The organism is Actinokineospora enzanensis DSM 44649, from assembly GCF_000374445.1.
Taxonomy (GTDB): domain Bacteria; phylum Actinomycetota; class Actinomycetes; order Mycobacteriales; family Pseudonocardiaceae; genus Actinokineospora; species Actinokineospora enzanensis.
The window spans coordinates 90,488-103,134 of sequence record NZ_KB894410.1 but is presented as its reverse complement, the minus strand read 5'-3'; the positions used below and the strand labels follow the sequence as shown (position 1 = coordinate 103,134).

General features: G+C 71.6%; 12 protein-coding genes. 3 read left to right on the top strand and 9 right to left on the bottom strand.

Translation table 11 applies throughout. The annotated features are described in order from the left end of the window. Positions 1-6: 6 nt before the first annotated feature. Positions 7-777 (top strand): ABC transporter ATP-binding protein, encoded by a 771-nt coding sequence (locus C503_RS39125; protein ID WP_018682541.1) that lies wholly within the window; start codon positions 7-9, stop codon positions 775-777. Positions 778-848: 71 nt separating this feature from the next. Here C503_RS39125 and C503_RS0112465 read toward each other — a convergent pair whose 3' ends face one another. Beyond that, on the bottom strand, positions 849-1,496 hold the full coding sequence (locus tag C503_RS0112465; protein WP_018682540.1) for an LppU/SCO3897 family protein: 648 nt from the start codon (positions 1,494-1,496) through the stop codon (positions 849-851). Between the two features lie 168 nt (positions 1,497-1,664). Between C503_RS0112465 and C503_RS0112460 the strand changes: the two genes are divergently transcribed. Continuing rightward, positions 1,665-3,320 carry a DNA repair helicase XPB gene (locus C503_RS0112460; protein WP_018682539.1) on the top strand — a complete coding sequence of 552 codons (1,656 nt, stop codon included), beginning with the start codon at positions 1,665-1,667 and terminating at the stop codon, positions 3,318-3,320. 59 nt (positions 3,321-3,379) lie between these two features. After that, positions 3,380-3,547: a hypothetical protein gene (locus C503_RS45880; protein WP_018682538.1), complete on the top strand. Its 168-nt coding sequence runs from the start codon at positions 3,380-3,382 to the stop codon at positions 3,545-3,547. Between the two features lie 212 nt (positions 3,548-3,759). Here C503_RS45880 and C503_RS0112450 read toward each other — a convergent pair whose 3' ends face one another. From C503_RS0112450 to C503_RS0112415, 8 genes are all read right to left on the bottom strand, one after another. Next, a complete protein-coding gene (locus tag C503_RS0112450; RefSeq protein ID WP_026316223.1) occupies positions 3,760-4,569 on the bottom strand; it encodes a serine hydrolase domain-containing protein in 810 nt (269 codons plus the stop codon). A 31-nt stretch (positions 4,570-4,600) separates the two neighbouring features. Continuing rightward, the gene (locus tag C503_RS0112445; protein ID WP_018682536.1) at positions 4,601-5,566 is read right to left on the bottom strand and encodes an o-succinylbenzoate synthase; all 966 of its coding nucleotides are present in this window, start codon (positions 5,564-5,566) and stop codon (positions 4,601-4,603) included. Positions 5,567-5,649: 83 nt separating this feature from the next. After that, positions 5,650-6,894, bottom strand: coding sequence for a CapA family protein (locus C503_RS0112440; RefSeq protein ID WP_018682535.1), 1,245 nt, complete (start codon positions 6,892-6,894; stop codon positions 5,650-5,652). After that, on the bottom strand, positions 6,894-7,829 hold the full coding sequence (locus tag C503_RS0112435; protein ID WP_018682534.1) for a ribose-phosphate diphosphokinase: 936 nt from the start codon (positions 7,827-7,829) through the stop codon (positions 6,894-6,896). Before C503_RS0112435 ends, C503_RS0112440 begins: the two co-directional genes overlap by 1 nt. 193 nt (positions 7,830-8,022) lie before the next feature. Then, complete coding sequence (locus tag C503_RS0112430) at positions 8,023-8,796, bottom strand: SRPBCC domain-containing protein (protein ID WP_026316221.1); 774 nt, start codon at positions 8,794-8,796, stop codon at positions 8,023-8,025. A gap of 13 nt (positions 8,797-8,809) precedes the next feature. Beyond that, the gene (locus tag C503_RS0112425) at positions 8,810-9,664 is read right to left on the bottom strand and encodes an FAD binding domain-containing protein (RefSeq protein ID WP_018682532.1); all 855 of its coding nucleotides are present in this window, start codon (positions 9,662-9,664) and stop codon (positions 8,810-8,812) included. After that, positions 9,661-12,090 carry a xanthine dehydrogenase family protein molybdopterin-binding subunit gene (locus C503_RS0112420; protein WP_018682531.1) on the bottom strand — a complete coding sequence of 810 codons (2,430 nt, stop codon included), beginning with the start codon at positions 12,088-12,090 and terminating at the stop codon, positions 9,661-9,663. The genes C503_RS0112425 and C503_RS0112420 overlap by 4 nt, the downstream gene beginning before the upstream one ends. Next, entirely contained in the window at positions 12,090-12,614 is a 525-nt protein-coding gene (locus C503_RS0112415) for a (2Fe-2S)-binding protein (RefSeq protein ID WP_018682530.1), read from the bottom strand. The genes C503_RS0112420 and C503_RS0112415 overlap by 1 nt, the downstream gene beginning before the upstream one ends. Positions 12,615-12,647: the final 33 nt, after the last annotated feature.

The following is a 12,647-nucleotide window of genomic DNA, read 5'->3' as shown; positions in this document are numbered from 1 at the left end:
ATGCGAATGCTTGAGGTCAGCGACCTCGGACATACCTACCAAGGCAAGGACGGCGCGCACACGGCCATCGACGGGCTCGGCTTCAGCGTGGAGGCGGGTGAGCTGGTGTGCGTCGTCGGCCCGTCCGGCTGCGGCAAGTCGACCCTGCTGCGCACCATCGCGGGCCTGGTCAGACCCACCAGCGGCCGGGTCATGCTGCACGGCACCCCGGTCGACGGCGTCCCGTCCGACCTGGCCGTCGTGTTCCAGGACTACAGCCGGTCGCTGTTCCCCTGGATGTCGGTGACCAGGAACGTGGAGTTCCCGCTGCGCAAGCTGTCCCGGCGCAAGCGGGCGGCGCGCGCCGCCGAGGCACTGTCGGCGGTCGGTCTGGGCAAGGCGGGGCGGAAGTACCCGTGGCAGCTCTCCGGCGGCATGCAGCAGCGGGTCGCCATCGCCCGCGCGCTGGCCTACCGGCCCGCGCTGCTGCTGATGGACGAGCCGTTCGCCTCGGTGGACGCACAGACCAGGTTCGAGCTGGAGGACCTGCTACTGCGCGTGCGGCGCGAGCAGGACACCACGATCCTGCTGGTCACGCACGACATCGACGAGAGCGTGTACCTGGGCGACCGGGTGCTGGTGCTGTCGAAGTCGCCCGCAACGGTGGTGGCCGACCTGGACGTGCCGCTCGGCCCGGTGCGGGACCAGATCGGCACCCGGGCCAGCGGGGAGTTCGTGGACCTGCGCGCACGGGTCGCCGGGATGCTGCAGGGCAACACGCCGGTGGGCGCCCGGTAGGACGTTCTTGGTGAACGGGGCCCGCGCCGGGTTCGGCGCGGGCCCCGTTCGCGTCAGTACTCATCGGGTGTTCAGTGCGCGTTGGGCGTCTCGACGCAGAAGACGGTCGGGGGATCCGGGTAGCTCAGGCCCTCGTTCTCCGGGCAGGGCGAGGTGTCGGTGCTACCGGGGATGACCCGGGAGATGCGGATCGCGTCGGGGGACTCGCAGGGGCCGACCTTGAATGCCTGGTTGTTCTCGTCGTAGACGTAGCAGTGGCCCGCCGCGAAGTTGGGCATCAGGCAGAGCAGCTTCTCCTCGTAGGAGACCTCGCGGTAGGCGCCGTCGGGGCAGCCGGTCGCGTTGGCGGCCTGGCGGCTGGCGACGCGGAAGGTTGCCTCGGAGTCGTCGCAGGCGACCAGCTCGACCGGCGGGTGGTCACCCGAGCCGGTGACCGAGGCGCAGTCGCCGGTGCCGGAGCTCACCACGAAGTGCAGGACCACGAACCCGCCAGCCACGATCAGCGCCGCGACCAGGGCGATCACCCCGATGAACAGCCTGCGGCGGGCCTTCTCCCGGTCGGATAACCCGGCGGGCGGGGTGCCGTCGCCGCCCTCGGGGGTCCAGAAGGGCTCGTCGGCGGCCGGGGTCTCCGGGGTCTCGGGGGTCTCCGGGTTCTCTGTCGGAGACTTGTCCTGAGGCTCGTCCGGGGTCGCGTCCGGGTTCGGTGGGTTGCTCATGCGCTGTTCCTCACCGTGCGGGGTCGGCTGGCGCGTGGACGGTAGCCGTCCGCGCCGGAGGCGGCGCACACCGGTTACCGAACTGTGGCCCTGGGGCAATCGCCTGCCCGATTTGCCACACTGGGAAGTCGCACCCCACCCCCAGGGCGAGAGACGCGAGGGACACTGGTGACCGACGGCCCGCTGATCGTGCAGTCCGACAAGACGCTCCTGCTGGAGATCGACCACCCGAGCGCGAACGAGGCGCGGATCGCCATCGCGCCGTTCGCCGAGCTGGAGCGGGCCCCCGAGCACGTGCACACCTACCGGGTCACGCCACTCGCGTTGTGGAACGCGCGCGCGGCCGGGCACGACGCCGAGCAGGTGGTCGACGCGCTGTCGACCTATTCCCGCTACCCGGTGCCGCAGCCGCTGCTGATCGACATCGTGGACACGATGGCCCGGTTCGGGCGGCTGACCCTGCAGAACCACCCGGCACACGGGCTGGTGATGGCTACCAACGACCGCGCGGTGCTGGTGGAGGTGCTGCGCAACAAGAAGATCATCCCGATGCTGGGTGCCCGGATCGACGACGACACCGTGGTGGTGCACCCGAGCGAGCGGGGCAGGCTCAAGCAGGTCCTGCTCAAGGTGGGCTGGCCAGCCGAGGACCACGCGGGCTACGTGGACGGCGAGGCGCACCCGATCGCCCTGGTCGAGGACGGCTGGCAGCTGCGCGAGTACCAGCGGCTGGCCGCCGAGTCGTTCTGGGCGGGCGGCTCCGGCGTGGTCGTGCTGCCCTGCGGCGCGGGCAAGACCCTGGTCGGCGCGGCCGCGATGGCGCACGCCCAGGCCACCACGCTGATCCTGGTCACCAACACGGTGGCGGGCAGGCAGTGGAAGCGCGAGCTGATCGCGCGCACGTCGCTGACCGAGGAGGAGATCGGCGAGTACTCCGGGGAGCGCAAGGAGATCCGCCCGGTCACCATCGCCACCTACCAGGTCATCACCCGCAAGTCGAAGGGCGAGTACCGGCACCTGGAGCTGTTCGACTCCCGGGACTGGGGCCTGGTCGTCTACGACGAGGTGCACCTGCTGCCCGCGCCGGTGTTCCGGATGACCGCCGACCTGCAGTCCCGGCGCAGGCTCGGGCTCACCGCCACGCTGGTCCGCGAGGACGGCCGCGAGGGCGACGTGTTCTCCCTGATCGGCCCCAAGCGCTACGACGTGCCCTGGCGCGACATCGAGGAGCAGGGCTGGATCGCGCCTGCCGAGTGCGTCGAGGTCCGGGTCACGCTCACCGAGAACGAACGGCTGAAGTACGCGACCGCCGAGCCGGAGGAGCGCTACCGGGTGTGCTCGACGGCGCACACCAAGATCCCGGTGGTTCGCTCCATCCTGGACCGGCACCCGGACGAGCCCACCCTGGTCATCGGCGCGTATCTGGACCAACTGGACGAACTGGGCGAGGCGTTGCAGGCGCCGGTCATCCAGGGGTCGACGAAGAACAAGGAGCGGGAGGAGCTGTTCGACGCCTTCCGCCGGGGCGAGCTGCGCACGCTGGTGGTGTCGAAGGTGGCGAACTTCTCCATCGATCTGCCGGAGGCCTCGGTCGCGGTGCAGGTGTCCGGCACCTTCGGCTCCCGACAGGAGGAGGCCCAGCGGCTGGGCAGGCTGCTGCGGCCCAAGGGGGACGGCAGGCAGGCACACTTCTACTCGGTCGTCGCCCGGGACACTCTGGACACCGAGTACGCCGCGCACCGACAGCGGTTTCTCGCGGAACAGGGCTACGCGTACCGCATTTGCGACGCCGACGACCTGCTCGGACCACAGATTCCGGGGTAGTACGTCGCAGTTCGGTAACGGAGGTTTGAGAGCGCGCCCGGACGGGGCACCTTGGCGGGATGAGCGAGCACCCGGAACACCACTGGGACAACGGCGAGCTGATGCAACGGGTCCACGTGGCCATCGAAGAGGCCAAGTGGGCGGCCCACGAGTACGAGGAGATGGAGCCGGACACCATCCCGGTTCCGGTCCAGGTACCCAAGCCACTGCGCCGAACCGGACACTGAACCGGACACAGAGGACCGAGCGGGCGAATCGGCCCGCTCGATGACAACCCGTGTGCCCGGCATCCTGATCAGGTGGACCACCGGACACCCCGACCGCGCCGGGACGCCCATTCCCGGCGCATCCACCCGGCCCGAAGTGTCCTCAGTGGGCTGTTTGTCGCGTTGACGAAGTCGGTGGTGCTTTCGCCGCCGATCCGGCCGCGCTGAGCGGGTCAGCCTCGGAACTCGGCGAGAACACCGTCGGTGAACAGTGGCCAGGCCTCGATCGCCCACTCGCCGAACGGGCGGTCGGTGAGTGCGACGCAGGCGAGGCCCACGTCCGGGTCGACCCACAGGAAGGTGCCGGACTGGCCGAAGTGGCCGTAGGTGCGCGCGGAACTGCCCGACCCAGTCCAATGTGGACTCTTGCCGTCCCGGATCTCGAACCCCAGCCCCCAGTCGTTGGGCTTCTGCATGCCATATCCGGGGAGCACCCCGTTGAGCCCGGAGAACGCCACGGACGTCGCCTCGGCCACGGTCTCGGCCGCCACCAACGTCGGCGCCTGCAATTCGGCGGCGAACAACGTCAGATCCGCGCAAGTGGACACGGCGCCCGCACCGGCCGAACCCGTCAGCTCGGACGCGCCCATCCCCAGCGGCTCGAACACGGCTTCGCGGAGGTAGTCGGCGAACGGGATGCCGGTCGCGGTGTGGACGGCCTCGGCCAGCACGTCGAAGCCGGTGTTGGAGTAGATCCGCCGCGTCCCCGGCTCGGCCTGCCGGGTCGCCGAGTCGAAGGCGAGGCCCGAGGTGTGCGCGATCAGGTGCCGGACGGTCGCGGGCCCGGCGGGCTGGTCCCACTCGACCGCGCCCTCCTCGACGGCCACCAACACGGCATAGGCGGTCAGCGGTTTGGTGACCGAGGCCAGCTTGAACTGACGCTGCTGGTCGCCGACCGAGCCGAGCACCTTCCCGTCGGCCCCCACCACCGCGACGGCCACGTTGTCGACCGGCCACTGCCCCACCGCATCCAGACTGCGCATGGTCCCGACCCTACGAGACCCATCGCGCAGGTCAGATGTCGGCGGGGCGGCGGCCGCTGATGGCGGCGACGCGGCCAAGGCGGGAAAGCCAGCGGTCGCGGGTGTCGTCGTCGGCCTCGTGGAGGGCGTCCGGGGCGGGGGCGGTGCGGGAGACGGGGAGCCAGCCGTCGATGGGGCGGAGCGGGCGGGCCACGGCGTCGGTGGTCAGCAGCGAGAGGGTGCCAAGGCCGCAGGCATAGTCCAGGGTCGGGAGGGCAGCGGCCAGGGCCAGGCCCGCCGCGAGGCCGACGCTGGTCTCCAGGGCCGACGAGACGACGCACGGCAGGCCGCATGCCTCGGCGACGGCGAGGGCGCGACGCACCCCGCCAAGTGGGGCCACCTTGAGAACGGCGATGTCCGCGGCCCCGGCCACCGCGACCCGCATCGGGTCCTCGGCGCGGCGGATGGACTCGTCGGCGGCGATCGGCACGTCCACCCGGCGGCGGACGGCGGCCAGTTCCTCGATCGTGCGGCACGGCTGCTCGACGTACTCCAGGCCGCCCGCGGCCCGATCGAGCTCACCGATGGCCCGCACCGCCGTCTCCACGTCCCAGGCGGTGTTCGCGTCCACCCGCAATCGCGCGGACGGCCCCATCGCGTCGCGCACCGCGGCCACCCGCTCGATGTCGTCGGCCAGGTCCACCCCTGGATCGGCCACCTTCACCTTGGCCGTCGCGCACCCGGACCCGGCGGCGATCTCGGCCGCCCGCTCCGGCGCCACCACCGGGATCGTCACGTTCACCGGTACCCGATCCCGCACCGGCTCCGGCCACCCGTGCTCGGCCGCCTCCCGCGCGCTCGCCAACCACGGCACCGACTCCGCGTCGGAGTAGTCCGCGAACGGGCAGAACTCCCCCCACCCGGCGTCCCCCCGCAACAACAGCCCTTCGCGCACGGTGATGCCACGGAACCGGGTACGCATGGGGATCGCGTAGACACGCGTCTGCTCGGCGAACACGCCAGCATCGTGGCAGACCACCGGGCACCACCGGACCGGGATGCCCCGAGCCGATGTCATCACCCCTTAACAGAACCGACCGGTCATGGGTTCCGGGGACGGGTGAGGCCCGCGTCCCCGGCTTTGCGGCTCAGCACCGTCTGGTCGGTGCGGGTGCGGGCCTCGTCCTTGCGGGCCTGACCGACCGTCGTGTCCGTGCTCAGGTCGCGGAGGCGGATGGGCGGGCCGAGATCCACCAGAGTGGGCAGGTACTCGGCGCGGTCGACGGTCCAGCCGGTGGGCGTCTTGGTGAAGTGGAAGCGTGCGAGGACGCCTTCCTCGGTGTCGCCCGCAGGCTGTTCATGCCGGGCGACCAGGTTGCCCATGCCGTAGGCCACCCACTTGCCCGCGACCTTCTCGAACGGCTGCACCACGTGCGCGTGGTGGCCGATGATCAGGTCGATGGCCGGGTCGGCGAGCAGCGTCTTGGCCGTCCTGACCTGGTCGGCGCTCGGGTCGTGCTTGCCCTCCACACCCCAGTGCAGGCTGGCGACGACCACCTCGGCACCGGCCGCGCGGGCGGACCTGGCGGCGGTGAGGATGGCCTCGGGGGAGATCAGGTTCGCCATCCACGGCTTGTCTGCCGGGCGGCTGGTGCCGGTGTTGAAGCCGAACGTGTAGGACAGGAACGCGACCTTGACGCCCGCGACGTCGCGGATCAGCGGGGTGCCTGCCTCGGCGGCGGAGCGGGCCGAGCCGGTGTGCGTGATCTTGGCCGCGTCCAGCGCGTCGAGCGTGCTCGCCACCCCGGCCGGACCCTGGTCGAGGGTGTGGTTGGAGGCGGTCGAGCAGGTGTCGAAGCCGGTCGCGGCCAGGGCGGTGGCCACCTCTGGCGGGCCGCTGAACCTCGGGTAGCCGCGAAACGGGCCGGTCGGGCCCGCGAGCGGGATCTCCAGGTGGCACACCGCGACGTCGGCGCCGCCGATGACCGGCTTGATCCCGGCCAGCAGCGGGGCGAAGTCGCGGGTGCCGTGCCCATCGGCGGTGGCCTGCTCGGTGAGCGCCGGGTGGATAAGGACGTCTCCCCCGGCCACGAGCGTGAACGTCCCCGGTTTCGACGCCGCCGACGTGCTCGGCGGCACCGCGGTGGCCGAGCCCGCGCCGTTCATGTCCGCGACCGCCGTACCCGGCACAGCTGTACCCGGAACCGCTGTACCCGCGAACGAGTCCTCGGGGATCGGCCCGACCGTGGGGTCGCCGGAACACGCGCCGAGCAACGCCAGGCTCGCCGACAGCGCACCGACCCGGGTGACCACCGACCGCTTCGGCAGGCCCGCTCGCGTGGTCATCAGGCGTCGAAGAGCGCGCTGACGGACTCGCCGTTGTGGATCCGGCGGACCGCCTCGGCGAGCGCGGGGGCCACGGACAGCACGGTCAGCTTCTCCGACCGCTCACGCAGCGGGACCGTGTTCGTGCAGACGATCTCCAGCACCTCCGGCTGGTCGCCGATGCGCTTGAGCGCGCCCGCGGCGAACAGGCCGTGCGTGCAGGCCACCCGCACCGAGCGGACGTTGTGCTCGCGCAGCCGGGCGAGCAGCTCGATCACCGTGCTGCCCTTGGCGATCTCGTCGTCGAGCACGATGATGTCCCGGCCGTCGATCTCGCCGATCACCGACGAGATCGCCACCCGGTCGTCCGCGTACCGCTGCTTGGCACCCGCCGCCACCGGCACGCCCAGGATCCGGGCGAACCGCGCGGCCTCCTTGACGTTGCCGAGGTCCGGCGAGACGACCGTGGTGTTGGACAGGTCGAGGCGCTGGAAGTGCCCGGCCAGCTCGCGCAGCGCGTGCAGGTGGTCGACCGGCACGCTGAAGAAGCCGTGCACCTGGGGCGAGTGCAGGGTCATGGCCAACACCCGGTTCGCCCCGGCGGTCACCATCAGGTCGGCCACCAGCCGGGCACCGATGGAGATCCGCGGCGCGTCCTTCTTGTCCGACCGCGCGTACGCGTAGTGCGGCAGGACCACGGTGATGCGCGCCGCGGACGCCCCGCGCGCCGCGTCGAGCATCAGCAGGAGCTCCACGAGGTTCTCCTGCACCGGGTCCACCAGCGGCTGGATCAGGAAAACGTCGCGTTCCCGGCAGTTCGCCTGCAGCTGCACCTCAAGGCAGTCGTTGGCGAACCGCTGCACCCGCACCGGGAGCAGCGGCACACCCAGGTGCTCCGAGATCTCCTCGGCCAGTTCCGGATGCGCACTTCCGCCGAACAACGCGATGTCCCGCACGTCCACTCCCCAGGTTGGGCGACCACAGCGTGTACTGCGCCCAACCCTAGTGGGTCGTCGACCCGCCCCTTGACCAGCGCCCTTCTCCGCCAAGGCTTACGGCATCCCGCGACTATTCAGTTGTCCGACAACCGTTTCACGCGCATCACTCCTGTTCTCTGCTCGATGGTTCCCGGGTTGGTAGGCAGTGTCCCTAGCGGCGTCGGCGGGCGATGACCAACGCGATCACCAGGGCCACCACCAGGATCGGCAGCAGCCGTTTGGCCGTGGACTTCCCGGCCAGCTCCATCAGGTCGATGGGCTCGGCCTCCGACACCGCGCGCAGTGGGCGCGGTGTGGCCGTCTCCGATTCCGGAGCGGACTCGGCGTCCTGGGGATCTCGGGTTTCCGTTGCCTCCCGGGTTTCCGGTACGTCCCGGTCCGTCTGCTCGTTACCCTCGGTGTCGGGCGGTGGCGCCGCCACCGACTCCGCGGGCTCCGGTTCGGACGGTTCCGGTCCGGCCGCGGCGTCGACCGACGCCGCGGGAGTCGTGAGCGCCTCGGCCAGGTTGGCCGCGAACGCGTCGAGGATCTTGCCGCCGACCTCGGCGATGAGGCCGCGGCCGAACTGGGCGGGCTTCCCGGTGATCGCCAGATCGGTGTCGACCCGGCCCACGGTGGTGTCGCCATCGGCGCTCAGCGTGACGGTCACCGTGGCGTTGGCGGTGCCGTTACCTCTGGAGTCCTTTCCGGACGCCTTGATCACGATCCGACGGGCGTCCGCGTCTCGCTCCAGGAACTCGCCGGAACCCTTGTACAGCAACGAGATCGGCCCGAGCTTGACCTTGACCGTGCCCGAGAAAGCCGTGCCTGCGACCCCGGTGAGCGCGGCGCCGGGCAGGCACGGCGCCACGCGCTCGGGGTCGAGCACGGCCGCCCAGACGGTGTCGAGGTCCGCCGGGACGGTGAACCGGTGCTCCAACCGCACGTCCACTCCCCTCCTAGGCGCCGACGGCGGTGACCAGGGCGCGCGTGGTGAGCACGCGCGCCAGGTGCTGCCGGTAGGCGACGTCGGCGTTGCCGTCCCCGGCCGGGCGGGTGCCCTCGGCGGCCAGCTCGGCCGCCGCCCTGATCGACTCGACCGTGGCCGGGCGCCCGACCAGGGCGTCCTCCACCGCGTGCGCGCGGACCGGGACCGACGACATGTTGGTCAGCCCCACCCGTGCCTGCGTGATCACACCGTCCTCGGCTTGCACGGCGGCCGCCACCGCGACGATCGACCAGGCCTGGGCGACCCGGCTGAACTTCTCGTAGTGCGCGCCCCAGCCAGTGTGCTTGGGCACCCGGACCTCGACCAGGATCTCGTCGGGGCGCAGCGCGGTGGTGAAGTAGTCGACGAAGAAGTCGCGGGCGGCCACCGCGCGGCGACCGTCCATCCCGCACACCACCATCTCCGCCTCCAGCGCGAGCGCGGGGGCGAGCAGGTCGCCTGCGGGGTCGGCGTGCGCGAGCGCACCACCGAAGGTGCCGCGGTGCCGGACCTGCGGGTCGGCGACGGTGTCGGTGGCCGCGCGCAGCAACGCCGTGTGGGTGGCCACCAGCGGGTCGCGGCGCACGTCGTGGTGGGTGGTCATGGCCCCGATGACCAGCGCGTCGCCGTCGTCGCGGATGCCGCGCAGCTCGGCGATCCGACCCAGGTCGACCAGCGTGGTCGGCGCGGCCAGCCGCATCCGCAGTACCGGGACCAGGCTCTGCCCGCCCGCGATGACCTTCGCGTCCTCGCCTGCGTCGGCCAGCACCCGGACCGCGTCGTCCACTGTGGACGGTGCGAGGTAGTCGAATGCCGTGGGGATCACACCGCACCTCCGGAGGTGTCGAGGGAACCGAGCCCGCCACCCGCCTCGGTGCCGAGGCCGGAGTCGGCGGAGCGGTGGTTGATCGCCGCCCAGACCCGCATCGGGGTGCACGGCATCGGCACGTCGGTGACGCCGAGGTGGCGCACCGCGTCGACGACCGCGTTGACCACCGCCGGGGTGGACGCGATGGTGCCCGCCTCGCCGACCCCCTTGGCGCCCAGCTGGTTGGTGGTCGACGGGGTGACCGTGCGGTCGGTGTCGAAATGCGGCAGGTCGACCGCCGAGGGCACCAGGTAGTCGGCCAGGGTGCCGGTGGTGAGCGTGCCGCTCTCGTCGTGCACGGCCTCCTCGTAGAGTGCCTGGGCGAGGCCCTGGGCCAGACCGCCGTGCACCTGGCCGTCCACGATCAGCGGGTTGACGACGGTGCCGACGTCGTCGACGCACGCGTACTTGCGGATCTTGACGAACCCGGTCTCGGTGTCCACCTCGACCGCGCACAGGTGGGTGCCGTGCGGGAAGGAGAAGTTCTCCGGGTCGAAGGTGGCCTCGGAGTCCAGCGATGGCTCGACACCGTCGGGCAGGTCGTGCGCGGCGAACACGGCGAGGGCGACGTCGGTGATGCCGGTCGACTTCTCGGTGCCCCGCACGGTGAACCGCCCGCCCGCGAACTCCAGGTCGCCCTCCGCGCACTCCAGCTGGTGCGCGGCCACCCGGCGGGCCTTGGCGATCACCTTCTCGCCCGCCTTGAGCACCGCCATCGCGCCGACGGTCAGCGAGCGCGAACCGTAGGTGTCCAGGCCCTTGGGCGAGGACTGGGTGTCCCCGTGCAGGACCTCGATGTCCTCGAACGGCACCCCGAGCTGGTCGGCGACGATCTGACTCCACGCCGTCTCGTGGCCCTGCCCGTGCGCGGACGAGCCGGTGACCACCTCGACCTTGCCGCTGGGCAGCATCCGGATCGCCGCGTGCTCCCAGCCGCCCGCGCCATAGGACAGCGAGCCGAGCACGCGGGACGGGGCGAGGCCGCACATCTCGGTGAAGGTGGACGTGCCGATGCCGAGCTGGACCACGTCACCGCGTTCGCGGCGTTCGCGTTGTTCGGCGCGCAGGCCGTCGTAGTCGAACAGTTCCTTGGCGCGCGCGGTGGCCGCCTCGTAGTTGCCGGTGTCGTACTCCAGCCCGCACACGGTGGTGAACGGGAACTCGTCGTGCCGGATCCAGTTCTGCGCGCGCACCTCGATCGGGTCGCGGCCCAGCTCGGCGGCCAGCTCGTCCATCAGGCGCTCGATGGCGAACGTGGCCTCCGGGCGGCCCGCGCCCCGGTAGGCGTCGGTCGGGGTCTTGGTGGTGAACACGTTGGTGCAGGAGAAGTGGTAGGCGGGGAACTTGTAAATGGCGTTGAACATGAACGCGCCCAGGATCGGCACGCCCGGGGTGACCAGCCGCAGGTACGCGCCCATGTCGGCGAGCAGCTCGACCTTGAGGCCGGTGACGGTGCCATCGCGGCGGGCCGCCAGGGTGAGCTTCTGGATCTGGTCACGGCCGTGGTGCGCGGACACCAGCGACTCCGATCGGGTCTCGGTCCACTTCACCGGTTTGCCCAGGCGCTGGGCGATGACCATGGCCAGTACCTCCTCCGGCGTCACCTGGAGCTTGCCGCCGAAGCCGCCGCCCACGTCCGGGGCGATCACCCGGATCTTGTGCTCCGGGGTGCCGGTGGTCAGCGCCAGCATGAGCCGCAGGATGTGCGGGACCTGGGTGGCCGACCACATGGTCAGCTGCTCGCCGGTGGGGTCGACCACCACCGAGCGCGGCTCCATGAACGCGGGGATGAGCCGCTGCTGCCGATAGGTGCGCTCGATGAGCACCTCGGCATCGGCGATGGCGGCCGCGACATCGCCGCCGGTGCCCGCGTCGGCCGAGTCGAACACCCAGGTGGCGGACCGGTTGGTGCCCAGGTCGGGGTGCACGAGGTCGCTGTCGGCGGCCGCGGCGGCCAGGTCGAGCACCACCGGCAGGTCGTCGTAGTCGATGTCGATGGCGGCCACCGCGTCGACCGCCTCCGCCCGGCTGCGCGCGACCACAACGGCGACCGCCTCGCCCGCGAAGTTGACCTGGTCGACGGCCAGCGGCGGCGCGGGCGGTGCCTTCATGTCCGGGGTGATCGGCCAGGCGCACGGCAGGCTGCCCTGCACGTCGGCCAGGTCCCGGCCGGTGAACACCGCGATCACCCCGGGCATCCGGCGGGCCTCGTCCGTGTCGATGGCGGTGATCTTGGCGTGCGCGGCCGGGCTGCGCACGAACACCAGGTGCAGCAGGCCGGGCAGGGTGATGTTGTCGGTCCACCGGGTACGACCGGTGATCAGCCGCGCGTCCTCCTTGCGGGTACGCGCCCGGCCGACCTCGGGCTCGACCGTCGCGGTCATCACTCGCCCCCGACCATCTGGCGGGAGTCGTCCGCGAGCCGCTCGGCGGCCGGGCCCGCGCCGGGGCGCATCCGGTCGGCGGCGTCCCGGACGGCGCGCACGATGTTCTGGTAGCCGGTGCAGCGGCAGAGGTTGCCCTCCAGGCCGTGCCGCACCGCGTGCTCGTCCGGGTCCGGGTCGTCGGCCAGCAGGTCGAGCGTCTGCATGATCATCCCCGGGGTGCAGAAGCCGCACTGCAGCGCGTGGTTGTCGTGGAAGGCCCGCTGCACCGGGTGCAGCTCGCCGTCCCTGGCCAGGCCCTCGATGGTGGTGACCTCGGCGCCGTCGGCCTGCACCGCGAGCACCGAGCAGGACTTCACGCTGTGACCGTCGAGGTGGATCGTGCACGCGCCGCAGTTGCTGGTGTCGCATCCCACGACGGTGCCGGTCTTGCCCAGCGTCTCGCGCAGGTAGTACACGAGCAGCTGTCGCGGTTCGACCTCGTCGGTGTAGGTGGTCCCGTCGACGGTGACGGTGATGCGCATCTGTGCCTCCTGGGGATGAGCGGCGGCGTCCCG